This is a genomic window from Paenibacillus sp. MDMC362 (assembly GCF_003269305.1).
Classification (GTDB): Bacteria; Bacillota; Bacilli; order Paenibacillales; family Paenibacillaceae; genus Paenibacillus_AQ.
In genome coordinates, this window is record NZ_QLYT01000041.1 from 45706 (window position 1) to 71675 (window position 25970).

Annotated in this window: 24 protein-coding genes and 1 riboswitch; of the genes, 9 read left to right on the forward strand and 15 right to left on the reverse strand. The window is 50.7% G+C overall.

Annotation, left to right across the window (positions count from 1 at the left end):
* Positions 1–209 precede the first annotated feature (209 nt).
* On the reverse strand, positions 210–1094 hold the full coding sequence (locus tag DP091_RS20715; protein ID WP_113060065.1) for a LysR family transcriptional regulator: 885 nt from the start codon (positions 1092–1094) through the stop codon (positions 210–212).
* Positions 1095–1301: 207 nt separating this feature from the next.
* Between DP091_RS20715 and DP091_RS20720 the strand changes: the two genes are divergently transcribed.
* Positions 1302–2582 (forward strand): adenylosuccinate synthase, encoded by a 1281-nt coding sequence (locus tag DP091_RS20720; RefSeq protein WP_113060066.1) that lies wholly within the window; start codon positions 1302–1304, stop codon positions 2580–2582.
* Here the strand turns inward: DP091_RS20720 and DP091_RS20725 are convergent.
* Positions 2569–3321: an alpha/beta fold hydrolase gene (locus DP091_RS20725; RefSeq protein ID WP_113060067.1), complete on the reverse strand. Its 753-nt coding sequence runs from the start codon at positions 3319–3321 to the stop codon at positions 2569–2571. The two genes, DP091_RS20720 and DP091_RS20725, sit on opposite strands and share 14 nt — an antisense overlap.
* Positions 3322–3468: 147 nt before the next feature.
* On the opposite strand from DP091_RS20725, the gene DP091_RS20730 reads away from it, so the two are divergent.
* Together DP091_RS20730 and DP091_RS20735 are read left to right on the forward strand one after the other, a co-directional pair.
* A complete protein-coding gene (locus DP091_RS20730; protein WP_113060068.1) occupies positions 3469–4410 on the forward strand; it encodes a helix-turn-helix transcriptional regulator in 942 nt (313 codons plus the stop codon).
* 44 nt (positions 4411–4454) lie between these two features.
* Positions 4455–5288, forward strand: coding sequence for a nucleotidyltransferase domain-containing protein (locus DP091_RS20735; protein WP_113060069.1), 834 nt, complete (start codon positions 4455–4457; stop codon positions 5286–5288).
* Positions 5289–5299: 11 nt separating this feature from the next.
* Here DP091_RS20735 and DP091_RS20740 read toward each other — a convergent pair whose 3' ends face one another.
* Both DP091_RS20740 and DP091_RS20745 read right to left on the reverse strand, forming a co-directional pair.
* Positions 5300–6073: an SDR family NAD(P)-dependent oxidoreductase gene (locus DP091_RS20740; RefSeq protein WP_181469891.1), complete on the reverse strand. Its 774-nt coding sequence runs from the start codon at positions 6071–6073 to the stop codon at positions 5300–5302.
* Between the two features lie 94 nt (positions 6074–6167).
* The gene (locus DP091_RS20745) at positions 6168–6626 is read right to left on the reverse strand and encodes a chemotaxis protein CheX (RefSeq protein WP_113060071.1); all 459 of its coding nucleotides are present in this window, start codon (positions 6624–6626) and stop codon (positions 6168–6170) included.
* Between the two features lie 417 nt (positions 6627–7043).
* Between DP091_RS20745 and DP091_RS20750 the strand changes: the two genes are divergently transcribed.
* Complete coding sequence (locus DP091_RS20750) at positions 7044–7946, forward strand: LysR family transcriptional regulator (protein WP_071222421.1); 903 nt, start codon at positions 7044–7046, stop codon at positions 7944–7946.
* Positions 7947–8004: 58 nt separating this feature from the next.
* The gene (locus DP091_RS20755; RefSeq protein WP_113060072.1) at positions 8005–8814 is read left to right on the forward strand and encodes a histidinol-phosphatase; all 810 of its coding nucleotides are present in this window, start codon (positions 8005–8007) and stop codon (positions 8812–8814) included.
* A 237-nt stretch (positions 8815–9051) separates the two neighbouring features.
* On the opposite strand, the gene DP091_RS20760 is transcribed toward DP091_RS20755, so the two are convergent.
* Complete coding sequence (locus tag DP091_RS20760; protein WP_113060073.1) at positions 9052–9969, reverse strand: metallophosphoesterase; 918 nt, start codon at positions 9967–9969, stop codon at positions 9052–9054.
* 96 nt (positions 9970–10065) lie between these two features.
* On the opposite strand from DP091_RS20760, the gene DP091_RS20765 reads away from it, so the two are divergent.
* A complete protein-coding gene (locus DP091_RS20765; RefSeq protein WP_113060074.1) occupies positions 10066–11445 on the forward strand; it encodes an aldehyde dehydrogenase in 1380 nt (459 codons plus the stop codon).
* Positions 11446–11517: 72 nt separating this feature from the next.
* Here DP091_RS20765 and DP091_RS20770 read toward each other — a convergent pair whose 3' ends face one another.
* The 5 genes from DP091_RS20770 to DP091_RS20790 all read right to left on the reverse strand — a co-directional run bounded on the left by DP091_RS20770 (position 11518) and on the right by DP091_RS20790 (position 16549).
* Positions 11518–12204 (reverse strand): potassium channel family protein, encoded by a 687-nt coding sequence (locus DP091_RS20770; RefSeq protein WP_113060075.1) that lies wholly within the window; start codon positions 12202–12204, stop codon positions 11518–11520.
* A gap of 216 nt (positions 12205–12420) precedes the next feature.
* The gene (locus DP091_RS20775; protein ID WP_113060132.1) at positions 12421–13221 is read right to left on the reverse strand and encodes an AAC(3) family N-acetyltransferase; all 801 of its coding nucleotides are present in this window, start codon (positions 13219–13221) and stop codon (positions 12421–12423) included.
* A gap of 116 nt (positions 13222–13337) precedes the next feature.
* On the reverse strand, positions 13338–14102 hold the full coding sequence (gene sdhB / locus DP091_RS20780; protein WP_113060076.1) for a succinate dehydrogenase iron-sulfur subunit: 765 nt from the start codon (positions 14100–14102) through the stop codon (positions 13338–13340).
* A gap of 19 nt (positions 14103–14121) precedes the next feature.
* Positions 14122–15864 carry a succinate dehydrogenase flavoprotein subunit gene (gene sdhA / locus DP091_RS20785; RefSeq protein WP_071222414.1) on the reverse strand — a complete coding sequence of 581 codons (1743 nt, stop codon included), beginning with the start codon at positions 15862–15864 and terminating at the stop codon, positions 14122–14124.
* A 16-nt stretch (positions 15865–15880) separates the two neighbouring features.
* A complete protein-coding gene (locus tag DP091_RS20790) occupies positions 15881–16549 on the reverse strand; it encodes a succinate dehydrogenase cytochrome b558 subunit (RefSeq protein ID WP_071222413.1) in 669 nt (222 codons plus the stop codon).
* A 346-nt stretch (positions 16550–16895) separates the two neighbouring features.
* Between DP091_RS20790 and DP091_RS20795 the strand changes: the two genes are divergently transcribed.
* On the forward strand, positions 16896–17813 hold the full coding sequence (locus DP091_RS20795) for a LysR family transcriptional regulator (RefSeq protein ID WP_113060077.1): 918 nt from the start codon (positions 16896–16898) through the stop codon (positions 17811–17813).
* A 36-nt stretch (positions 17814–17849) separates the two neighbouring features.
* Here the strand turns inward: DP091_RS20795 and DP091_RS20800 are convergent, their stop codons facing one another.
* Positions 17850–18524, reverse strand: coding sequence for a potassium channel family protein (locus tag DP091_RS20800; protein ID WP_009592874.1), 675 nt, complete (start codon positions 18522–18524; stop codon positions 17850–17852).
* Between the two features lie 16 nt (positions 18525–18540).
* The gene (locus DP091_RS20805; protein WP_113060078.1) at positions 18541–19881 is read right to left on the reverse strand and encodes a TrkH family potassium uptake protein; all 1341 of its coding nucleotides are present in this window, start codon (positions 19879–19881) and stop codon (positions 18541–18543) included.
* A 64-nt stretch (positions 19882–19945) separates the two neighbouring features.
* Positions 19946–20090, reverse strand: a riboswitch (cyclic di-AMP (ydaO/yuaA leader).
* A 291-nt stretch (positions 20091–20381) separates the two neighbouring features.
* On the opposite strand from DP091_RS20805, the gene DP091_RS20810 reads away from it, so the two are divergent.
* Positions 20382–22070, forward strand: coding sequence for a CPBP family intramembrane glutamic endopeptidase (locus DP091_RS20810; protein ID WP_113060079.1), 1689 nt, complete (start codon positions 20382–20384; stop codon positions 22068–22070).
* On the opposite strand, the gene uvrC is transcribed toward DP091_RS20810, so the two are convergent.
* Together uvrC and trxA are read right to left on the reverse strand one after the other, a co-directional pair.
* Positions 22042–24033: an excinuclease ABC subunit UvrC gene (gene uvrC, locus DP091_RS20815; RefSeq protein WP_113060080.1), complete on the reverse strand. Its 1992-nt coding sequence runs from the start codon at positions 24031–24033 to the stop codon at positions 22042–22044. The genes DP091_RS20810 and uvrC overlap by 29 nt on opposite strands.
* A gap of 135 nt (positions 24034–24168) precedes the next feature.
* Positions 24169–24486 (reverse strand): thioredoxin, encoded by a 318-nt coding sequence (gene trxA, locus DP091_RS20820; RefSeq protein WP_009592891.1) that lies wholly within the window; start codon positions 24484–24486, stop codon positions 24169–24171.
* 253 nt (positions 24487–24739) lie between these two features.
* Between trxA and DP091_RS20825 the strand changes: the two genes are divergently transcribed.
* Complete coding sequence (locus DP091_RS20825; RefSeq protein ID WP_006212594.1) at positions 24740–24895, forward strand: hypothetical protein; 156 nt, start codon at positions 24740–24742, stop codon at positions 24893–24895.
* A gap of 120 nt (positions 24896–25015) precedes the next feature.
* On the opposite strand, the gene dnaI is transcribed toward DP091_RS20825, so the two are convergent.
* Positions 25016–25969: a primosomal protein DnaI gene (gene dnaI / locus DP091_RS20830; RefSeq protein WP_113060081.1), complete on the reverse strand. Its 954-nt coding sequence runs from the start codon at positions 25967–25969 to the stop codon at positions 25016–25018.
* Position 25970: the final 1 nt, after the last annotated feature.

A 25970-nucleotide genomic window follows, 5' to 3' on the forward strand; every position in this document is an offset into this window, starting at 1 on the left:
AGCGCGTCTGCCTGATATCGCTAGAAAAAATCTTCCGATACATGTGGTTTGTTTACTTCATACGGTGGTAGCAGGCGTGTTTCCTACCAAGTTTTGATCACTCTTTTTCATTATATGCCAAAACAGGAGTCCTCACCAAATCAAACATACTAAACGGCAGTGAACAGCACTTCAAACATGGCCATTCGAATGGCTCGATCGCGACCGGTTTAAGGCAAAAGAGAAAGAAATGACTTGGCGGCAGCGGATAGCGGAATACCTCGAAGCGTTGCAATTCCTATGCTGCGCTCGGGAATCGGCGGATGGAGCGGCACTTCGATCAGCTGTCCTCCTTGCAATTCCTCGTTAGCATAGTCGCGAATGACAAAAGCCAGTCCAAAGCCGCTCCGGGCAAACTGTACCAGCAGCTCAATGCTGCCAAGCTCGAACTCGGGTTTCAGTGTCACTCCCTGCCTCTTGGCATATTGATCGACGTAGTTTCTTGTGCTCCCGCCTCTCTCGAGCATAAGCAGGGGATAGTTCCCGATATCGCGAAGGGACAAGGTGTGCTGTAGCTGTGCCCGCTCCACAAATGACTTGCCGGCAACTAAACAATCGTGAATCGGCGAACTCGCGCGAAAATCGATCTGTTTATCGGAGGCCGGTAAATGAACAATGCCAAAATCAATCTTCCCTTCCTTGAGGAGGGACAGCGTTTCCGGGGTTGTGCGGTTGGAGATGCGGATGCGTATATCCGGATAGGTGGCGTGGAAATACTCCAAATGCGGCAGCAAATAATACTTGCACAGCGTATCGCTTGCTCCAATATTGATTTCGCCGCTATGCAAGTTATGCATGTCCGCAATCGCCTTTTCGCCGATCTCGATGAAGCTGAAGGCCTGCTCGATATAGCGAAACAGCACATCTCCCTCCGACGTGAGTTTAACCCCCTTGGTTGTCCGAAAGAACAGCGGTCCTCCGATCGTTCCCTCCAAATGCTTAATGGTATGGCTGACGGCCGGCTGGGTGATATGCAGATGCTCCGCTGCCCGCGATAAACTGCCAAGCCGGGCGGTCCAATAAAAGACACGATACCACTCCATATTGATTTCCATTATGATTACCTCGATTTTATCCTATGATAACGGGAACTCTTACCCAAAGACCAGCTTAGAATTCGCCGTTATCCGTATTCTTCTCTACAGAATCGTATAACATAAATGAAACTAATGTCTACTATTACTAATATCAATTTTATTTATGACGATGCAACTCATATAATGAGCCCTGTAAAGAAAAAGACCGTAGGAGGCGAATATGCTTTGACAGTTACAGCCATAGTAGGAGCCAATTGGGGAGATGAAGGCAAAGGAAAAATGACGGATGTCCTTGCGGCGCAATCGTCGTATGTCGTCCGATTTCAGGGAGGGAGCAATGCAGGACATACCATTATTAACGATTATGGGAAGTTTTCGCTGCATATGCTGCCGTCAGGTGTATTCTATCCAAACGTAGCGAATATCATCGGTCCGGGAACGGCTTTGGATATGGAGGTATTGATCAAGGAACTGCAGGAGCTGGAAGCAAGGAACGTACCCGCCCCCAAACTGTTTATATCGGAGCGCGCCCAAGTCGTGCTTCCTATTCATCGGCTGCTGGATGAACTGGAAGAAGAACGGCTCGGCGCCCGTGGATTCGGTTCTACGAAACGAGGGATCGCGCCATTCTATGCTGATAAATATGCAAAGCTGGGCATTCAGGTAGCTGATCTGTTCCATCCCCAGCGACTTCGTGAACGGCTCGAGCAGATGCTTGCCATCAAGAACGTGCAGCTGCAGCATCTGTACGGGAGAGATCCGCTAAGCGTTGATGAGATGGCCAAACAACTGCTGGAGTCCTTCCAGTTCCTGTCTTCATATATCAAGGATACCACCACGATGCTGCAGCAAGCTTATATGAAAGGCGACCCTATCCTCGTGGAGGGTCAATTAGGGGCACTGCGGGACCCGGATCACGGGATCTACCCGTTCTCCACCTCCTCCTCCACGCTGGCAGGTTATGCACCGGTCGGAGCTGGACTGCCGCCGTACGCCATCAGCCAAGTCATTGCGGTGGTTAAGGCTTATTCAAGCTGTGTCGGCGCCGGTCCCTTCGTGACTGAGCTGCATGGGGATGAAGCCGATGAGCTCCGCCGCCGTGGCGGCGATGCAGGCGAATACGGGGCAACGACCGGCCGGCCAAGACGAATGGGATGGTTTGATACGGTAGCCACCCGTTACGGCTGCATGGTGCAGGGAGCTACCGAGGCCGTTCTCACCAACCTTGACGTCCTGGGGTACCTGGATGACATTCCCGTATGCGTTGGCTACGAGTTAGAGGACGGAAGCATCATTGACCATTTTCCGGTAACAGCCGATCTCCAGTCTGCAAAGCCTGTTCTGAGAACACTGAAGGGCTGGAAATGCGACCTCTCGCATATCCGATCCTTTGACGAGCTCCCGGAAGCCGCACAGCAATATGTGCAGTTCATTGAGTCGTCCATTGGCGTTCCTATCAAGACGATATCGGTCGGTCCGAGACGGGATCAGATTATGATGAGATGACCGGGTGACGGCTTATGTTCACTTGATTTGCGAAGCCATCCAGAATCCGCTGGACTCCACGGGGATCGCTCAGCATTGGCAAATGGCCGGTGCTGAGGCTCTCCACCCCATTCGCAGACAGATTGGCTATCATGTTTTCCTGTATGGATAATCCGAACTCTTTGTCTTGGGTGAGCTTCACATAAAGCTTTGGCACATCGGGAACAGACGCTTGAACGCGATCCGTATAGACTCTTCGGGATTCCGGAACAAACTCCGCTACGATTCGGGAGGCCTGCTCCTCCGGCAGATCACTGCACAGCCCGTTACGGATTGCGAATTCAGGCGGCTTCGTGCCAGCCGTTTTTAGGATGATCGGCATGATGACCCTCTGAGGAAACGGAAGCACCGAAACAAATGAACCTCCCCGCTTAGGAATAGCCGCACCGAGGGCTACAAAACCGGCAACACGGCCTGTGAACCTGGAGGCCAGCTCCATAGCCAATACCCCGCCCAGGGAATGCGCCACAATGACAAACTTGTTCATCCCCCACGTTCTCACCTGCTCCGCCATATGGTCTACGTACTCCGCCAGCCCCAAATGATGTCCGGATATCACATTCCGATCCCGCAACGGGTATTCCACTTTCAAACACGGATGACCCAGCCCTTCCACAACGCGATCCCATACTCCTCCGTTCAAACCTGCTCCGTATATAAAAACAAATCCCAGCTCTTCTTTAGTCATGTCTTGTTTCATTCTATATTCTCCTCCCTTAATGGACCCTGCTCCAAGGATTCAGCGTGAACCCTTGCTTCTTGAGAACATCATACCTTTTAAATAAGACAAATATTGTCTTATTTAAAGAATAAGATAAAATAAATGATATGAGACGGAGGTATTCCTATGCAGAAATCCCAGCGCCTGATTCAATTAATGATGATGATCAATGCAAAAAAATCGTTTACGGTAAAAGAGCTGGCCGATGAATTCGGGCTCTCCGTCAGAACCCTCTCAAGAGATTTGGATGAGCTGAGCGGGCTCGGCGTTCCCATTTACTCCGTGCAAGGCCGAGGGGGCGGATACAGATTGCTGCAGGAGCGGATGCTGCCGCCGATCAGTTTCACCGAAAGCGAGGCGACCGCTATCTTTTTTGCGTGCCAATCCTTAAGCTATTTCAGCACGCTCCCGTTCGGTGACGGAGCCGCCACGGCCCTCCACAAGTTCTATCATTATTTGCCGGCAGATACCAAGGAGCAGATCGACCGGCTTAAGGATCGTGTTATGATTCACAGTCCATTCCGTGCGATGTCCAGCGAGATTTTACAAACGCTAATGGAAGCCATCATGGTTCGGCAAGCGGTCACCATCTCCTATCGTTCATCCGCAGGAAGCAGCCAGCGGCATATTCAGCCTATCGGCTTGTATGCAAGCTCGGGCTACTGGTATTGTCCGGCTTACTGTTTTACTCAAGAGGATATCAGACAGTTCAGAGTCGACCGGATCATTGCTGCCAGCCCCAATGAGTCCATAACGATCCGTGAAGATATTGCCTGTCAAACGCTGCGTGACATACCGGAAACCAAGGATGGGGAATTGAAGCCGTTTGAGGTACAATTAACTTCCAAAGGGGTTTGGCTGCTTGAAACGGATACTCGCCTCGGCCCCCATATCCTTAAGAACAAGGATGGCAGCGGAATTATTCAGCTTGAAATACCAGCGGCCGACATCTTCTTCTATTCGGACTATATGTGGCGTCTCGGAGAGGAAGCTACCATCATCTCCCCAGCTGAAGCCGTTCAATGGACCCGCGAAAAAATTGAATCCATGAGGCAAAGGTATACATAAGGATAGATCAATTCCCTATAAAACATTTAAGGAGGAGAACATGCATGAGTGCAGAAGTTGATTCTTTGATCCAGCGGATAACGGAAGAACTTCGGGAGGTGCCCGGCGTTATAGGGATCGTACTCGGGGGGTCCAGAGCCAAAGGAACCGCCAAACCGGATTCCGATATCGATATCGGCATTTATTACGATGAATCACAAGGATTCAAGGTAGAGAACATCGCTAAGGTGGCAAAGAAATTAGATGACGAGCATCGGGAGGGGATTATCACTTCATTGGGTGAATGGGGCGCCTGGGTTAACGGGGGCGGATGGTTAATGATCGAGGGCTATCATGTGGATTTCTTGTTCCGTGATATACACCGCGTGTCCGGCATCATCGACGACTGTTCCGCAGGCTCAGTATCCGCGCATTACCAAACCGGACATCCGCATGCTTATCTCAATGTGATGTATATGGGGGAAATCGCGATTTGCCGCATACTGTGGGATTCGGATAACCGTATACAGACGCTGAAAGCCAAAACGGTTCCTTATCCAAAAGCATTAAAGGATGCAATCGTCGGCTTCTTTACCTTCGAAGCTTCCTTCTCCTTGATGTTTGCGGATAAAACAGCTGCCAGCGATGATATCAGCTATGTAACCGGCCACTGCTTCCGCTGCATTTCGAGCTTGAATCAAGTGCTGTTTGCCAAAAATGAGTTGTACTGCATTAATGAGAAGCGTGCGGTGGCCATGATCGAAACCTTTCCCATCAAGCCGGCCAATTACAAGTTGCGCTTGGACCAAGTAATCACACTGCTCTCATCAGATGCAGAAAAAACAAAACAAGCCACTGCGCTGCTTCAGGAGCTTGTTGCCGAAACGGAAGCGTTGTAGCGCCGCAGCCGTTATTTCTTATTCATCCATTTGTAAGACACGCGGTCTGCAAATCTCGGAAACAGCTGGTACAGCCTGATGCCCAGTGAGGCCAGCCTCGGAAGATTGAGTTCTTCCGTGCGCTTTCTCACCAGCTTCACGACCTGATCCGCAACATATTCGGCTTTCATCATAAACCAGCTCACATTTTGGACATAACCGCCTGTCGGATCGGCCAAGGAAAAAAACGGGGTATCGATGGGGCCGGGGTTTACAGTAGACACGGTGATGCCCGTGTTCCTCAGCTCTTGCCGGAGTGAATTGCTGAACCCAAGCACCGCATGCTTCGTGGCCGAATAGGCGGTGGATTTGGCCGTTCCGATTTTTCCGGCCATGGATGCAATGTTTACGATTTGGCCGTCACCCCGCTCCAGCATCCCCGGCAACACGGCTTGCGTACAGCGCACGATGCCCATATAATTGACGTCCATCATGTCCTGAAACTCTTCTTGGCGCATGTCCATAACAGCTTCGAACTTGCCGTAGCCGGCATTGTTAATCAGCACGTCAATTCTGCCATGGCGACGAAGAAGGCCCTCCATGACAGATTGCACCTGCTCGGAGCTCTGAACATCCATGGTGGCAAGCTCATGGGGGCCCGGCATTCGCGCACCCACCTCCTGCAGACGTTCAACCGAACGGGCGCACAGCACCACATATGCTCCTTCCGCAGAAAGCTTCTCCGCGATCAATGCGCCGATTCCGCTGGATGCTCCCGTTACGACGACAACTTTATGTTTTAACATGATTTCATTATCCCTTTCTTCGCCGGCACAGCTCTTGATACCTCATTATTGACAGAGACTTGCATACACGGCTATTGGGTTCATTACTCCTATTTTATGAAATCATGACTTGAATATCCAGCTCCCCGATTCCTTCCATTCTCAACGGAATACAAAGTGCTTTCTTCTGAATAAGATTGGACGTGATATCCGATTTCATTACCTTGGGAGGCGTAATATCCACGCTGACGCCCTGGTTCGATAAAATGGTGCTGGCATTGCCGCTAATCATGTTTCCGAGCTCTGAAATCGCGCTTTGCCCCATCTCATCCATCTCGGTAATGACATAACCGCCCATCATCACCGATACCATCTGCAGGGCTACCTGCTCCTGAATTCCAAATACAATGTCACCGTTCATTTGGCCTGTCATGCCAATTTGGATCCAGATATGATTCTCCAAATATCCGATCTCTTTGACCCCAAGATTCCCCGTGGAAGGTGAAACCTGTATGACTTGTTCGATCACGTGTCGTGCGGACTCTAAAAAAGGATTGATGACTTCCGCTTTCATTCCTCATTACGCCCCTTTCACTGGGTTGTTGGTCAGGGTCCCAAAGTCCCACCTATATATTTAAACATTATAATGGATACCTTGTAATAAATCATCACAAAATAGCGACAGTCCTCATTCCAACAACGGTATTGCCATGTCAGCTATCACTTGAAACGCTTTAGTACGAAGATATTCCTTTCGCTTAAACGGGCCTTTGGTCTTACCTTTTTTCTATGTCTACTTTACTATTATCGGAAGGTTTCCCCATCTTTTAATAATAATTAAATGGAAATTAAAATGTTTTTCATTTTTTCGGCCGAAAACGACCAGTTTGCTGCCTTCATTGCTCCACCGGGAAGAATAACCTATAATTTAAATAATGCAGATTGCACGCGATAGATGAGCGGAAGAATATATCAAGTAAGGAGGAAGGCTATGAACATCAGCCAATTGGAAACGCTTATTACCATCTCCAAAACGATGAGCTTTCGCAAAGCGGGAGAGCTTCTTAATCTGACACAACCGGCGGTATCCGCCCAGATCAAGAGCCTGGAAGAAGAATTTAAAACGGTGCTGGTGGACCGAAGTCAGCCCGTAACGTTAACCGACCGGGGACAGGTCTTCGTGGACCATGCCGAACAGATCCTCGGGATCGTCGATGAGCTGAAGCAGCGGCTGTCCGACCTTGATCAAACTCCCCAGGGTCATATTCAGCTGGGTACAACCACTTCCATAGCTATTCAGATCCTGCCACGGGTACTTTCTTACTTTCAGGATCAATTTCCTCATATTAAAACAACCATTCAATCCATGGCCTCTTCACAAATCTACCACAGCGTGGAGAACGGGCTCATCGACATCGGGATCGGCTATCTGATCGAGCGCAATCCCAACTTAAGCACATCCATTCTGTACTACGATACTTTTGAACTTGTCGTATCTCCTCAGCATCCGCTAGCCAAACTCTCCACGGCAAGCATGGATGTGCTCGGCGGTACCCCCCTTATTCTGCTAACGCGCGATACCGTTGGCCGCCGCTTCGCAGACGACGTAATGAAGAAGCACGGCATTGAGCCGCAGGTTGTCATGGAACTGTCAAGCAGCGAAGAAATTAAACGGATGGTCGAGATCAATTTGGGCGCAGCGATTATATCGAAGCAGTCGGTTGCGACGGAGCTGCGCAACGGCACCCTGCAGATTGTTCCCCTAAGCGAGCTTGAAGTCAGCCACCCTGTCGGCGTAATCTATAAGAGCGGACGATATGTCAGCTCCGCTATGCGTCAATTCCTCAGTGACCTGAAAGGCATGCCCGAAACACAGTTCATCAGCAGCGAATAACAAAAAAACGCATCAAACCTAGAACAATAACCAATCAAGCGTTATAAAGGAGGTCAACATGAAATTTGATCTGCACACCCATCATTTCCGCTGCGGTCACGCAGACGGCAACATTCGAGATTATATCGAGGCTGCGATTGCGGCAGATTTACAGGTAATCGGAATCTCAGACCACACTCCATACTTCGGGAGCCCGGAAGAGCAGCCTTTTCCGGCCATCTCCATGGCAAAAGCGGACTTTGCGGGGTACGTACAAGAAGTACTGGACTTAAAACGGGAGTATGAAGGTAAAATTAAAGTCCTCCTGGGCATTGAATCCGATTATTTTCCGAATCATGCCCAGGTTTATCAGCAGGCATTAACGGCCTACCCTTTTGACTATATCATCGGCTCCATCCATCACGTCAGAGATGTCAGCATCTTCAACAAAAACCGCTGGAAGAAACTGACCCCGCAGCAGCAGATTGCGGATAAAGAGGAATATTTCAATCTGATCCGCCAGTCCGCGCGAAGCGGCATGTTCCAGATCATCGCCCATATGGATGCCATGAAGGGGAATTATCCGCTGTTCTCCGAAATCAAGGCCGACGAAGCGATCGAGGAAACGTTGAAAGTCATCGCGGAATCGGGCCTTGCCATCGAGATCAACACGTCCGGCAAAACCAAGCTGTGCGGCGGCTGGTATCCATCGGACGCCATCTTGGAGGTCGCGCACCATCACGGCGTTGACGTCACCTTCGGCTCCGACGCTCACAAGCCGTCAAGGGTCGGAGATGAATTTGACGAAGTCGCTAAAGTGCTCAAAGAAATCGGATACACGGAATGGGTATATTTCGAACAAAAGCAGAAGGTGACCGTACCTCTTTAATGGGGTACATCTCCATCTGTTTTTTTGTATGTATTTATAGTGGAAGCACAACAAAATAGGCAAAAAAAAGTGGACCCGTTACCGGGTCCAAAACATAATATATATTCTCAAAAGGGGGTCATGTGATAAGTTTAACCCGCGGCTGTTAGAGTTTGATAACAGGTATATTTCATTTGTGTAACAAATTCCAAGTGATCCTTTCATCTTGACATGTTCAGATCACATATTTCAGTCCCTTTATGCCATGGAGCGCAGGGTAAGCACCGTAAGCTCCGGTTTGCACAAGAAACGAAAAGGAAGCTGCGTCGTTCCGATTCCCCTGTTTACATAGAGCAGCATTCCTTGCGAACCGGTGGTATATAGTCCTTGCACATAACGCTTTGCCCCGGGCGGCGTGATCACCTCGCCAATCCAGGGCAAACGGATCTGGCCCCCATGGCTGTGCCCCGACAGCTGGAGATGGAATGAATAGGCCGCAGTCGTGTCTGCATAATCCGGCTCGTGCATTAAGAGCAGCTTGAACATCCCCTCGGGTAAATCTTGAATGGCCGCCGCAGGATCCGGCTGCCCCCAGAATACATCGTCCAAACCTGCCACGGCGATAACGGCCCCCTCCCGCCTCAGCTTCACGGCCGTGTTCCGCAGCACGTGAAATCCGGCCTCTTCCTCCATAGAGATCAGAGTCTCTACGTCTTCGTAATCATCGTAATCATGGTTACCCAATATGGAAAAAAGGCCGAGAGGAGCTTTCAGCTCGGTAAACGGTTGAATGGCAGCCCTCATGTCCTCTATATTGCCGTCCACCATATCCCCCGTGAAACAGATCATGTCCGGTTTCTCTTGTTGAATGGCTTGTACCAAGCGTGCCACATCTTTTGCCCCGGTGTGAAAGCCCAGGTGCAAATCGCTAAACTGAACGACCTTTATCCCGTCAAAAGCCTTGGGCAGTGATGGAAGCGCCAAAGTCAGTCTTGTAATGTCCAATTGATGAGGCTCCCATAAAGATGCGTATGCCCCGCCTGCAGCGCCAACGCCAACCACGGCGGAAACACCAATCTTCAGAAATTGGCGGCGCGACATCTTCGTCTGCATGACTTCTCGCTTTCCCCCTTCATGGGCTGTGCCATGGGGAGCTCCCGAGGATGGATTTCTCATAGATGGACATCCTCCTATATAATAATAAAGAGTACAGACTTTATCGTCCTTATGGTTATTCATATACATAGAATAGCAACGGAAAGGGGTTTACATATGACTGTTAACGATTCGATCGCAGCACTAGTTTCAGCTCAGCGGCGTTTTTTTCATAAAGACATCACCAAGGAAGTGGATTTCCGTCTGCAGCAGCTGACCAAGCTGCGCCAGGTTCTGATTGCCAGGGAAAACGATATCATGGAGGCCCTTCGCAATGACTTGAACAAAAGTGAACAGGAGGCCTTCACGACGGAGATCGGCATTGTCTATAAGGAGCTTTCCTTCATCATAAAGAATCTGAAGCGCTGGGCTAAGCCGCAGCGAGTCAAAACCGCACTGACGCATGTAGGCAGCAAGGGAATGGTCTACCCTGAGCCCTACGGTACGGTACTGATTATTGCTCCCTGGAATTATCCTTGGCAATTGGCCATCTCTCCGCTGATCGGAGCTTTGGCCGCCGGGAATACCGCGATTATAAAGCCCTCCGAGCTGACGCCTAACGTATCCGGACTCATTACGTCCATCATCAAGGAGACGTTTGACCCGCAATACGTGGTTTCGGTGGAGGGGGGACCCGAGGTAAGCACAAGTTTGCTGGAGCAGCCGATGGATTATATCTTTTTTACCGGCAGCACCCATGTCGGCAAAATCGTCATGCAAGCCGCCGCCAAGCAGTTGATCCCGGTGACGCTGGAGCTTGGAGGCAAAAGCCCCTGTATCGTCCACGAGGATGCCCCTCTGGCCCTGGCGGCTGCACGTATCGCATTTGGCAAATATACGAATGCCGGCCAAACCTGCGTCGCGCCGGATTATGTACTCGTACACAGCAAGGTTAAGGAGAAGTTCATCGCGCACCTGAAAGAAGCCATCACCTCGTTTTACGGCGAGAACCCTCTAACGAATCCCGACTATGGACGCATTGTTTCGGAGAAGCATTTTGACCGGCTGTCCGGCTTTCTGAACAATGGAACCCTTCGCCATGGCGGGAACAGCTCTAAGGAAAACTTGCGCATCGAGCCCACCGTCCTGGACAATATCACTTGGGATATGCCGGTTATGGAAGAAGAGATTTTCGGCCCCCTGTGTCCGATCCTGACTTATGAAGATGTACACGAAGCTGTCCAGGCGATTCATCACCGTCCCAAGCCGCTAGCCCTTTACTTGTTCACCGAGAATGAAGACGTTCAGGATTACGTACTCTCCTCGGTTTCTTTTGGCGGGGGATGTGTCAACGACACGCTGATGCACCTGGCCACTCCCTTCCTTCCATTCGGGGGTGTCGGCGAGAGCGGGATGGGCGCCTACCACGGGGAACACAGCTTCCATACCTTCTCTCATAAGAAAAGCGTGCTAAAGCAAACCAACCGGTTCGATTTCAAATTCCGCTACCCTTCCAAGAACGGGCTCAGCATTCTGAAAAAGCTGATGAAACCGTAACTTTAACTAAGTCCTTGCTGACTTGACCACTAGCACAAATAAAAAAGGCGCATCGACAAAGATGCGCTTTTTTTACATGGAGGAATGCTTTCTTCGATGCGGTTTATTGGCCTTCGCCTTCTCTTCACTGCCAGCCACATCCAAGCCGTCATCGCCCGGTGTGAAAATCCGGCGCAGCGTTCCCAGCATGGACAGCGCATACGCAACGGTAATGAAACTGAAAGCAATCTCCAGCACCACGACAAGCCGGGACGTATTATCGATTGGGGCTACGTCGCCATACCCGACCGTGACAAACGTCGCCATGCTGAAATACAGGAAGGTAATGAACTGGCTCAGCAAATCCTGGCCAAGGTTCTCGCCTTCGAAGGAAGTGCCTCCGAACAGTTTATAGATCGACATATACACCATCGTGAAAAACAAAATGCACATCCCCGCCGCCATGCTGATCCGAACGAGAGTTGTTTTCATATCAACATGCCGATGGACGGAGTCTGCGATCTTGTCGAATATGTACAGCACATAGAAAACAACGGAGCATAATGCAAACAACAGGATCAGAGCGCGCATGCCGCCTTCTCCGGGCACCACGTTCATCAGATCGATCCACCCAAGCAAATCCTCAACCGATACCAGGACATAAATGATCAGTGGAGCAAGCAGCAGAGGCCTGCTGGACCACTTCTTGTCCATACTGTAGAACAAATAAATCAACAGCAGGAAGCCCGTCAGATTAAGCAGCCACATCCACCATGACATTTTCAAGTCCCTCCTTTGGCTTGAGGTCTGACACTGCAGACTGTACCATTACATCTTTATTACCCTTGTAACGGTATTTATGCACCTGGAGGTCGCTGGTAGTTTCGCTCCTGCTCACTTTATACAACGTTCATGTCCAGCCGATCCCGTGCTAAAAAACAGCTCCAAAACACGTATGCGAGACGAACGAAAGCGTTCAACTGCTTGGTTTAACATCTAACGGTTCTTCTCCAACCAATGCGCGGCATGGTCCACCATGGCCCGCTGTTCAGCCAATACGCAGTCTGCCTTTCCTACAAGGCCATGCTTATATGCACCGGGGCATTGCGCTTCAAACGAGGCTCCAATCGCTTCAAAATCGTCGGAATGATAGTTGATATCCTGGAATGCCTCCCACTCCGTTATCCCCTGTACCCTGCTTACTGGCGCGTGGGCGGTGACCGCCTTCTTGCCTGCCCAATCCGCACGATATTCGCTTAAGTGGAAGGAAGTATTATTGCCATAGCCGCTGCCCAGCATAAGCACATAGGCCCCAGCTCCATATAAACGCCCCAGCGGCGAGGCTTCTCCCAAGCCGTAATCCAGCGAATGGGGGTGCATAAGCGCCTTCGCATCCCTGCCGCGTGCAGCAAACGAAACATGCGGGTGTAGGCTTCGGATGACCCCTTCTTGCTTGCGGAACACTTCCGGTATGATCCCCATCCCTGATGTGACGGTTAGAGCCGGATCATAGGGAGGCATGCCTTCGCGGATCAGATCCCACCATTTCGGGTCGGCCGGAGGATTGCCCCATGTCTTCGGATTGGTTAAGTTCGTAGACTGCGTCGGCATCACCAGAGTCCCTTCATCCCCCAGAATATCCTCCAGGGCCAATATAACCGCCTCCGGACCGCCGACGATCCATCCGCCCAGGCTCTTGAGCGAGGAATGAACCAGCAGGGTCATTCCCTTCCTTACGCCCAGAGCAACCAGGTCATCGCTTATATCCTTTATCGTAGTCGGTCTTTCAATGATCATGTGACTCACCTCGATTTCAATATCTTTAAAAAACACATGAATTATAGGATACAACAGAAAAGCGCCTGTACCGAAGCCATGCCCCGGTCAGACGCTCTGATGTTGGACTTAACCGATTAAACGCTAAGCCAGCGCTTAAACAGGTGTTTGGTTGTATCCTTGTTCATTTCCGCAATCGACGTGGTCAGCGGAATGCCCTTCGGACAAGAACGCACGCAGTTCTGCGAGTTGCCGCAGCCCTCGATGCCTCCGTCCTGCATCAGCGCTTCCAGACGCTCTTCCTTGTTCATCTCGCCTGTCGGGTGAGCATTGAACAAGCGAACTTGGGAAATGGCGGCAGGCCCGATAAAGTCCGTTTTTTCGTTGACGTTCGGGCAAGCCTCAAGACATACGCCGCATGTCATGCATTTGGACAGCTCGTAAGCCCACTGGCGCTTCTTCTCCGCCATTTTAGGCCCAGGGCCAAGGTCGTAGGTGCCATCGATCGGAATCCACGCCTTCACGCGCTTAAGCGCCGTGAACATGCGGCTGCGGTCGATTACCAAGTCTCTCACAACCGGGAAAGTCTTCATCGGCTGAATTCGGATCGGCTGTTCCAGCTTATCGATCAGAGCCGCACACGCTTGGCGCGGCTTGCCGTTAATGACCATGGAGCAAGCTCCGCACACTTCTTCAAGGCAGTTGGAGTCCCAGCATACAGGTGCGGTCGTTTGGCCCTGCGCATTTTTGGGATTGCGCTGAATTTCCATCAGCGCACTTATAACGTTCATGCCGGGACGGTACGGAATTTCGAATTCCTCAGTATAGGATTTCGTTTCCGGATTGTCCTGACGTGTAATGATAAACTTAACGCTCTTTGAGGCGGCTGCCGTTTGAGACATCGTAAATCCCCCTTCCTTCTTACTTGTCTTTCGAATAGTCGCGAATACGCGGCGGGATTAAGGAAACATCCACTTCTTCGTATGAAATCTGCGGTCCATCAGGCGTCCAGGTCGCTTTGGTTGTCTTGAGGAATTCTTCATCGTTACGATCAGGGAATTCCGGCTTGTAGTGAGCCCCACGGCTTTCGTTCCGGAGAAGCGCACCCAGCGTCATGGCTTCGGACAGCTCCAGCATGTTCCACAGCTGGCGCGTGAACGCCACGCCCTGGTTGTTCCAGCGGGAGGTGTCCGTCATATTGATATTGCGGTAACGCTGCTTCAATTCCTTGATTTTCCCGATGGTAGCTTCAAGCTTGTCATTGTAGCGAACCACCGTCATGTTGTTGGTCATCCATTCGCCGAGCTCTTTGTGGATTACATAAGCATTCTCGGTTCCTTCCATCTTGAGCAGGCCTTCGTATTTGGTCGTTTGCTCTTTCGCAGCGCGGTCAAATACTGTGGAGGAAACATCCTCAGCGGACTTCTTCAGGCCTTTGACATATTCAATCGCCTTCGGTCCGGCCACCATACCGCCGTAAATGGCGGAGACCAGGGAGTTCGCTCCCAGACGGTTCGCACCGTGGTATTGATACTCGCATTCTCCGGCTGCGAACAGCCCCGGAATGTTCGTCATTTGGTTGTAATCTACCCACATGCCGCCCATGGAATAATGGACTGCCGGGAAGATCTTCATCGGGATTTTACGCGGATCGTCGCCCATGAATTTCTCATAGATCTCAATGATGCCGCCAAGCTTAACGTCCAACTCTTTCGGATCTTTATGGGAGAGGTCCAGGTAGACCATGTTCTCGCCATTAATGCCAAGTCCCATATCGACGCAGACGGAGAAGATTTCACGCGTAGCGATGTCGCGCGGCACCAAGTTTCCGTAAGCAGGGTATTTCTCTTCGAGGAAGTACCATGGCTTGCCGTCTTTATAGGTCCAGATCCGTCCGCCTTCACCGCGTGCCGATTCCGACATCAAGCGGAGCTTGTCATCGCCTGGAATGGCTGTCGGGTGAATCTGGATGAACTCGCCGTTGGCATAATGAACGCCTTGCTGATAAACGGCACTGGCCGCTGTTCCCGTGTTGATCACCGAGTTGGTCGTTTTTCCGAAAATAATACCAGGACCACCGCTTGCGAGAATGACAGCTTCAGCTTTGAACGACTTGATCTCCATCGAGCGCAGATCCTGAGCAGCGATGCCGCGGCATACCCCTTCGTCGTCGATGATCGCATTCAGGAACTCCCAGTTCTCGTACTTGGTCACAAGACCCGCGGTTTCCCAGCGGCGAACCTGCTCATCAAGCGCATAGAGCAGCTGTTGTCCGGTCGTTGCGCCGGCGAACGCAGTCCGGTGACGCTTCGTTCCGCCGAAACGGCGGAAATCGAGCAGGCCTTCCGGCGTACGGTTAAACATAACGCCCATGCGGTCCATCAAGTGGATAATGCCCGGAGCCGCTTCGCACATCGCTTTGACCGGAGGCTGATTCGCAAGGAAGTCGCCGCCGTACACCGTATCGTCAAAATGCTCCCAAGGAGAGTCACCCTCACCTTTCGTATTCACGGCGCCATTGATGCCGCCTTGCGCGCACACGGAGTGAGAGCGTTTAACAGGTACAAGTGAGAATAGATGAACGTGAGCTCCTGCTTCTGCCGCTTTGATGGTTGCCATCAGCCCGGCGAGGCCTCCGCCCACTACAATAATATTAGATGCCATTTTTCGTTCACTCCCCTTAACTTAAGACTGTCTTAACTACATCGATCGCTGCCGTCGCCGCCTGGAATTCGGAGCCGCGGAATGCGGTCATAGCGAGAACGAACAGCACGCTCATCAATACGAACAAGCCCATGCAGATGTAAGTGGATACCTTCTGCGCGCGCGGACCGACGGTAATGCCCCAGCTGACGAGGAACGCCCACAGGCCGTTAGCGAAGTGGAAGGTTGCGGAAACAACGCCGATGACGTACAGAGCAAACAGAACCGGATTGTTCATGATGCCGTGCATCGTGGCGCCCAAATCGTCATGTGTGATTTTGCCGATCATGATTTGGAAACGCGTATCGTACATATGCCAGATAACAAAAACGAACGTTATAACGCCGGTGATCCGTTGGATGGTAAAGCGGATGTTCCGTTCATAGTTGTAATTGCCCACGTTGTTATTCGCCTGGTAAGCAATGTATAACCCGTAGACGCCGTGATATAGCAGTGGCAGCCAGATCAGGAACAGCTCGAGGAAAAATACCAGCGGCATGCTGTTCAAAAAATGGACCGCGCTTGCGAAGCCTTCCTTTCCACCCTCGAAAGCCTTAAAGTTGGAAATCATATGGCTGAGCAAAAATGCTCCAAGCGGTATGACACCGAGTAAAGAATGCAGCTTTCTGGAATAATACCCTTTCATCAGTTGACGTTCCCCTTTCCAATGTGCAGCGTTTTCATTTTCAATCTTTCCTATTTTCAGAACAATTACACTTACCCTGTCCTAAAGAGGTTGTTCACAAAGCCCGCTTTGATCACGAAGTGAATCAGGAGGCCACTCGGCATCTAAACCGACCTTGATGAACTAGCGTTAAATCGTTGCAACGACAAAAAGCTGCCGATTTCGGCAATCGTGTGAACAACTTGTGTCATGTTTCATGTTACTCCTTTTTTTCTTATAATGGAATTGCAATATAATTATTAATCGTTATAATCTATACGCATAAGCAATGTTTTGCACGCATGTCTATTTAAATAGGGGGAATTCCATGTTCGAAGAACTGGACATGTTCGCCGTCGTCGTAGAGCAATCCAGCATAAACCAGGCCTCCAAGCTGCTTAACTTGTCCCAGCCGGCCCTGTCCCGGAAAATAGCCAAGCTGGAGGACCAGCTCGGGCTGCAGCTGTTCAACCGCCGGGGCAAACGGCTGGAGCTTACCTCCATCGGACAGATTGTCTACACCTTTGCCCTGGAGCAGCGGCAGCAGCAGATCAAATTCTTGCAGACGTTAGCCCATTACCGGGAGGGGGATCAGATCTCGATCAACCTGGGGGCCAGCCTGACCACCCTTCAGACCACCTTGCCCCCGCTCGTTAACGCATTCATGGAGCGTCATCCCGCTGCCGAAATCAAACTGATTACGGGTAAGACCCATGAGATCGTTTCTTATGTAAGAGATAAACGCGTCGATGTCGGCATTGTCGCCTCCTCCATTAACCAGCCCGGATTAAACTGCATCCCGTTGTTTGATGACCACCTGGAGCTTGTCATCCCATCTTCACACCCGCTGGCGGAGCTCGAGGATGTTGGAATCGAGCAGCTTCAAGGCTTGCCGATGATCATTTTCTCGACTGGAACCTGGTACCGCAAGCTGACGGATGATCTGTTCCACCGCTGGGGCATTATGCCGGATATCCGGATGGAGATCGACTCCTTCGAAGCGATCGTCAGGCTCATCCCGACCTGCAAGGCGGCCGCGCTTCTGCCCAAATCCTATCTCAGGCCGCAGCTGCTATCCGATAACGGGCTTGTCGACATTCATATTCCGGCACTCATCGAAACCCGGCGGACGACTTCGCTGATCTACGGCCAAGCCTCGGATCTAAGCAAGGCGGCCAGCCGCTGGATTGACGAAACGGAAATTCTGTTCCGTAAGCTGGAGGAGGACAAAATGAAAAAAACCTGACGATATCCATGACCGTCAGGTTTTTTTCTTCTATATTTATTTTTCGAGCATATTCACGACCTCGGACTCAAAGCGATCCACATTATCATTGGAGCCGATAACGACCATAATGTCGCCGGAGTTCACCACGTCCATGGCTGTCGGCGCCACGATGATGCCGGATTGTTTATTCAGGGCCACCACGCTGACACCGTAACGAACCCTCGTATTGAGCTCGCTAAGCGTTTTTCCGTCCATGCAGTCCGTGACCGTCATCTCCACAATCAGATAGTCCTTGGATAATTCGATATAGTCAAGCAGATTGGGCGTGACTAGCTGGTGAGCTACCCGGATCCCCATATCCCGTTCCGGAAAGATCACCCGGTCCACGCCCAGCTTCTCCAGCGCCCGGCCGTGCAGCACCGAAATCGCCTTGGCAACGACCATGGCGACACCAAGCTCTTTCAGCAAGATCGCGGATAAGATGCTCATCTGAATATCGTTTCCGATCGCAACAATGCCGCAGTCGAAGTTACGAATACCGAGCGATTTAAGCACCTCTTCATCGGTAGCATCCGCCACCACCGTGTGTGTCAGCAGCTCGCTCATATCCTCGACAACCTCTTCATTTCGGTCGATGCCGAGCACCTCATATCCCTGTTCCATCAGTTCAAGCGCCAGGCTGGCGCCAAATCGCCCCAAACCGATGATTGCAAATTGCTTTGGTTTCATGTCTCTCCAGTACCCCTTATCCAATAATCATTTTGCCTTCCGGATGACGATATAATTCTTTACCCTTTTTTGGCCCCAGTGCATAAGCAAGCGTCAAAGGCCCTAATCGCCCTGCAAACATCGTAATGCTGATCAAAACCTTCCCGAACACCGTCAGATCGGGCGTTAAACCCATGGAGAGACCCACCGTACCGAAGGCGGATGTCGTTTCGAATAGAATCTCCAGGAAATCCGCTTCCTCCGTCGTCGACAGAATCATCGATACGGTTAGAACGAGCAGCAGTGCCAGTAATGCAATGGTCAATGCCTTGAGCACCCGCTCCTGGGCCAGGCGATAACGGAACATGACGATGTCTTCACGCCCGCGCATCATGGCGATGACCGCCCCCACCATAATGGTGAAGGTTGTTGTTTTGATACCACCCCCGGTTGACCCCGGGGATGCTCCAATAAACATCAGAATAACGATAAAAAATTGCGTGGCCTGTCTAAGCCCCGTAATATCTATAGTATTCGCGCCAGCTGTACGCGGCGTTACGGATTGGAATAATGCGCCGAAGAATTTTCCGCCCCAATTCAGGGAGCCGAGCGTCCTCGGATTGGTGAATTCAAAAATAAGAATGACGATAAATCCAACCAGCAGCAAGGTAGCCGTCATGGTGAGCACTACTTTGGAGTGCAGGGAAAGTCTCCGCTGATTCCGGAAATCAATCAAATCGGATAAAACGATAAAACCGATGCCGCCTGAGACAATCAAAAACATCACGACAACGTTGACTACAGGATCATACACGTACCCGGTCAAACTCCGAAAATCGCCAAACAAATCGAAACCGGCATTGTTAAACATCGTGACCGCATGAAAAACGCCATAATAAATCGCTTGGCCGATCGGCATATCAAACGCCCAGCGGATCGATAGAATCAAGGCACCGCAGGCCTCGATGATCAGGGAGTACAGGAGCACTCTGCGAATCAGCCTTACGATTCCTTCCATCGAGGACTGATTCATCGCTTCTTGCAGAATGAGGCGATCCTTGAGCGATATTCGCCTTTTGAGAGCCAGGGCAAACAAAGTGGCCATCGTCATGAATCCGAGCCCGCCGATCTGAATCAGCAGCATGATCACGATCTCTCCGAAGGAGCTGAATGTCGTTCCTGTATCCACCACTACCAGGCCCGTTACGCAAGTTGCCGATGTCGAAGTGAACAAGGCATCGATAAATTCCAGCGGTTCACCTGTACTTGTGGATATCGGCAGCATTAGCAGCGCCGTCCCGATGAAAATAATAGCCGCGAAACCAAGCACGAGAATCTGCGGCGGAGACAACCTGAGCCAGTTCAATTTAGAGTTCAATCGGTCACCTTCTTAAAAAAAATCAAGAAAAAAGACACTGGAAAACGCAGTGCCCTTTACGGTCTGGTTCCTGTGCTGCAGCCTACGAGGTTAGCTGACGGATTCGGGCATTTTCACAGGTCGCCCTATTCATTATTCTAGGAATAATGAAATTCACCCCAATTACATGGTTCCCCCATTTTCAGTACGAAATTCGGCTGGAATATTCGGTTCCTTGAAGCATGATGTGATTATAACGCAATCCGGTACGTAACCCAATGCCGTTTTTCACCCAAAAAATCTTTAAAAGAGCGCGAATTGGGCATATTCAAGAATACAAGCATAGGGTTCTCTAACGTTTTCGAAACCTTTCATTCATTTTCATCGATTTGTTTCATTATTCCGGATATTGGGATAAGCTGCTTATGACTTTCATAACTATGTTATATTGACTCTATGCGTTCTTAATCAGGCATATAGAATACCAGTGGGAGTATCAACTTTCTTAGAGGAGGAATTTCATGAATCGTGCAAGAGAGCCCTTGAAGCTGAAGCCCAATCTAAAGCAGCTCATCGCGCCTGCCGCAGTCGGCCTGATTCTGTTCCTGTTATTTCAGGTGTTTCCGTCGACGAATACGGATTCTGCCGAGACGGCATCTCCGAATATCATATCCAAGGAGCAGGCTCGGCAAGCGGCTTCAAGCTTTGCTCAGGAGTTCTTGCAGTTTACGGCTGCAAAAACGGATGACACGCTGGTTACATATCAATCCAAATCGGAACTTTACGGATATCTGGCAAAGGAAAAGAGACTTTCGGAATACAACAAAACCTATGAAGCCAAATATCCCTATGACGTATACCGTGTTCGCTTCAGCGAGCCGGGCGGCGATGCCCTCAATGTGGACGTGCACATGCAAAATTCAGGCATCGTCGGCTTCTCATACGATTACGCCCGCTCCAGCTATGACCGGATTGAGCTGAACAAGGGCGATGTGCAAAAACAGATGCTGCTTGTCGTTGAGGACGGCATGACATTAGCCGAGAAGCAAGCTTTTGCGGAGCCTTGGCTCCAGCGAGCGGGCTATGACCTGTCGCATCTGGAGCTGATCACGCGGGAAGGGGAACCCCAGCTTCGGTATGTGGACCCGGATTCCAAGATCGGCGACTCCAGATTGGAGCACCGTTTCACCTTCGAGCAGGGGAAATTACGCTCCTATGAGCCATCTTTTTCGGTCCCGGCCGCCCATTCCGCCTATGTCAACAAGCAGACCCAAGATGCCACGCTGCTGACGCTCGCAGGGTATGGCCTGTTCACCCTCATCCTTGGCATACTTGCGATTGTGTACAGCGTGAAGACCAGAGCCTACACATCGTTTAAGCGCGGCCTGTTCCTATCGGCGCTCCTGTTTGTCATTCAAATGCTGAATACGTACAATCTGATTCCCGTTTTCAAATCCGAGGGGATGTCTCAAACCGGCATACTCGGGATGATGATCTTCTATGCGGTCTATTCGCTCATCTTCTCCGCACTGCTCTATTTCTCCCTTGTCGGCGGCAGCGGGCTATGGCTCAAAGAAGACGGGCTTAATCCATGGCCGCGCGCCAAAGAACCCGGATATGGTCATTATGTGCTGGACAGCATGAAGCTGGGGTATATGTGGGCTTTCATCCTGCTTGGGGTCCAATCCATTATCTTTGTCGTTCTGGGCCTGACCTTGAATACATGGTCCACCACGGATGCCACACAGTCGCCTTACAACATGCTCTATCCTTGGCTCTTTCCGCTGATGGCTTGGCTGGCCGGCATATCCGAGGAGGCCGTCTATCGACTGTTCGGGATCAAAATGTTGAAAAAGATCGTCCGCAATACGTTCGTCGCCAGTTTGATCACCTCGATCATCTGGGCGCTAGGGCATACGCTCTATCCGATATACCCTGTAATTTCCCGGCCCATTGAACTGGTTATCATCGGCTTGCTGTTCAGCTACATCTTTTTGAAATACGGATATTTGGCGGCCATGTTCTCCCATGTTATCTTTAATAGCATCTTGATGGGCATTAGCCTGATCCTGCTCAAGGATACGAGCAACTTGCTGATGGGTGCGTTCTACATGGTGCTTCCGGCGATGGTCGCCTATGCGATTTACCGTTTCAATCCAACAAAAAAAGAGAAGCCGTATGTCACGACTCCTCCTCACGAAGTGCCTTAAGAATTTCCGTTGCTAATTTCTCACCGATTGAAAGGGGCTTGAAGTCTTCGACTGAAGCCTCTTTTATTTTTTTGACTGAGCCAAAATGCTTTAACAGCAGCTTGCGGCGCTTCTCTCCAATGCCCGGGATGGAATCCAGCTTGGAGGATACCATCGATTTGCCGCGCTGTTCGCGGTGGAAGGAAATCGCAAAACGGTGAACCTCATCCTGAATGCGCTGCAGCAAATAGAACTCCTGGCTGTCCCGGGGAAGCGTAACCGGCTCCGGCGGGTCTCCGACCATGAGCTGCGCTGTTTTATGCTTGGCATCCTTCACAAGCCCGCAGACCGGGATAAACAGCCCCAGCTCATTCTCAAGCACATCGATGGCGGCGGAAATCTGTCCCTTCCCTCCATCGACCACAATCAGATCGGGAAGCGGCAAGTTCTCCTTCAAGACGCGCTCGTACCGCCGCCGAATGACTTCACGCATCGTATCATAATCGTCCGGTCCCAGCACGGTACGGATCTTGTACTTCCGGTATTCCTTCTTGTCCGGTTTCCCATTGGTGAATACAACCATGGCCGATACCGGATTGGTCCCCTGAATGTTCGAGTTATCAAATGCCTCGATCCGGTTCAGCGACTGGAGGCCGATCACTTCGCCCAGATTCGCCGCGGCAACCGAGGTGCGTTCTTCATCGCGTTCAATCAAGCGGAATTTCTCGTCCAAGGACACCTTCGCATTATCCGATGCCATGCCCACCATCTGCTTCTTCAAGCCGCGCTGCGGCACATGCACCTTCACGCCGAGCCATTCCTGCAGGGCGGCAGCCCCTCCGGCTGCATCCACGATGCCCGCAGCTTCCGCCTGCTCCTCCTGTGCCTGGGCAAGGGCAGCCTGCTGCGCACCCAATGTCCCTACAGCCGAATCCGCGGCTTCCTCTGGGCTTTGCACACCTGCATCCGCAGCCGTTCCCGTAACCGACTCCGAATCAGCCTCTTCTATCAGCAGGGGCTCAGGCAGCAGAATTTCCTGCGGCAATGCAGGATTATCACTGTAATACTGGGCAATAAAAGACATAAAGTCGCTGTGCGCATCGCCGTAGAACGGAAAAACGGATTTGTTGCGCTGCACCATTTTCCCTTGGCGCATGTACAGGATCTGCACGCACATCCAGCCTTTATCCACAGCATAACCGAATACGTCGCGGTCTCGCGTATCCGTCGTCGTAATCTTCTGCTTCTCCATCAGCGTATCAATATGGATGATCTGATCCCGCAGCTCTTTGGCACGCTCGAAATACAAATCCTCCGCGGCCTCCTGCATCTTGCGCTGCAGTTCCTTTTTGATTTCCTCATGCCCACCGCTCAGAAATGAAGTAATCTCCCCGGTGATCTGTTCATATGCAGACTTCGGAATCTCCTTCACACATGGAGCCAAGCACTGCCCCATATGATAGTACAAGCACACTTCTTTCGGCATGACGCCGCATTTGCGCAATGGATACATTCGGTCCAGTAGCTTCTTGGTCTGCTGCGCCGCATAAGCATTCGGGTAGGGACCAAAATATTTGGCTTTATCTTTAAGCACCCTTCTGGTTACTTCCAGACGGGGATGCTCTTCATTCGTTATTTTAAGATATGGATAGGTTTTATCATCCTTCAGCAGCACGTTGAATCTCGGCTGATGGGTTTTGATCAGGTTGCACTCCAGAATCAATGCTTCCATGTTGCTGCCGGTTACAATGTATTCGAAATCGCGGATTTCCGAAACCAGCATCTGAGTCTTCCCGTTATGGCTTCCGGTAAAATAAGAGCGTACCCGGTTCTTCAGCACTTTGGCCTTGCCCACATAAATAATCGTGCCTTCATGATTCTTCATCAAGTAACAGCCGGGCTGGTCCGGCAGCAATGCCAGCTTGTGGCGAATATTTTCCAGCGCCTTCTCCTGCTCCTGAAGCTGTTTGGCAAAATCGTCCATGCTGTCCCTCCTCTCCAAGGAGATTATATAGTATTAACCATAAATATAAAACACTATGAATAACCACACAAAGCGCCTCCGGGTTTCACCGAAGGCGCTGTATGAAAGCAGATTGCGGTCTAGGACCAATCCTGCTTATTGATGTTTTGCAATGATGCCTTTCAAGGCTTCTTTGGAGTTCAGACCTACCACTTTATCGACAGGTTGGCCGTCTTTAAAGAAAATCATGGTCGGAATGCTCATCACGCCGAAACGTGCTGCGGATTCCGGATTCTCATCCACGTTCACCTTAGCAATTTTTACATCATCGCCGAGTTCTGAAGACAATTCGTCCAGAATCGGAGCAAGCATTTTACAAGGGCCGCACCATGGCGCCCAGAAATCAACTACAACCGTTCCTTGACCTTCAACTTCATTCACGAAGGTTTGGTCGGTAACATTGACGATAGCCATTGTATTCTCCTCCTCACAGGATAAGATCAGGTATAGTGCGAATCATAACTGTCGAATGGGTCGACGAATTTAGTATACCACAATCGGTCGGAAAAAGTGAAATATACTCACCTAAAGAAAGAGGATTTCACGGGTTTTTTATGCAATCTTTACAAATGATTTGCGCATTGGGTATACTACTAGTAACAAGTCGGGTGACTGTCAAGTTTTTCGAGTTGGCACGGCATGTTCACCTTTTGAGGAGGCAAGCACCATGGATGTAAACGTACGCGTTAACGATCCACGGGAGCACATCAATGAAGAACCACGCAATGACTTTGGCGATTTGATGATGGGCTTCGTGGGGATGTTTGGTTTTATGACCATCATCTTTTTCGGATTCGTCATTATCAAGTTCTTGGTCGGCTAGTACTTGATGACTCCTTGTGCGTAAATAAAAAGTCTGATCCCTGCCGCGTTCCATACGCTAACGGGATCAGACTTTTTACAATTCATGGGAGGTTTGTCCATAGGAAGCTTGCTTGCAATACTAGAATTTACCTCTCTGGTTCTCCCCGAATAAATGAACGACATCCACAAAAGGCGCAATCCGGTTCATCAAGCGCTGACCTTTGTGAAGCTCCTCGCCATCCTTGCTCGTGAAGCTCAGATGCTGTTCAAGCCCGTCGAGCGGATAGTTCGACGTATAGAAGGTCGGCAGCCGGTTCATCCGGAAATTCAGGATGGAACCGAGGACATGATCCCGAACCCACGGATTCAAATTCTCCGCTCCGATATCGTCAAAGATCAGCAAATCGCAATGCTTCATCGTCTCCACCATTTCCTTCAGCTTCTGACCGTCCTGCATCATGGTCTTCAGATCTTCCACGAAATCAGGCATATACACGATAACGCCCGAATGGCCCACTTTCGCGAGCTCATGCATCAGGTAGCCCATCAGGTAGGTCTTGCCCGTACCAAACGAACCGGTGAGATACAAGCCGCGCGGAGACAATCCATTCTCCTTCGTATCCCGGATGTACTTAAACACCTGGTGCACGGCAGGTGCCCGCAGACGGTCCTTCGCCATAATCTCCATGTTGTCATAACCTTCGTTCAAGGCATGCTCATCGACATAAAAGCTGCGAATCCGTTTTTTGATCTGATCCTCATTGGTTTTCGCAATCTGCAGGGAACACGGCGCCTTCCGCTCATAAATCTCCACGGTTCCATTCATCCGCTGGATATCCAGCTTGCTGACATGTCCCTGGAAATCATTCGGACAACGGTCCAGACCCGGACATGCCTTGCAGTGGGCTTGATCTCCCGCATATTGATACAGTTTGCTTAAATTCAAACGAATGACCCTGTCATCGATCTCCGGGTATTCGCTCCGCAATGCTTGAATCAGAGGATTCCTGAGCAAATCCTCCATAATCTGCTCGGTTCTGCGCCGTAGCGCAGGACTTTTCATGCTTTCCAGCAGTTCACCAAGGGACTCCATC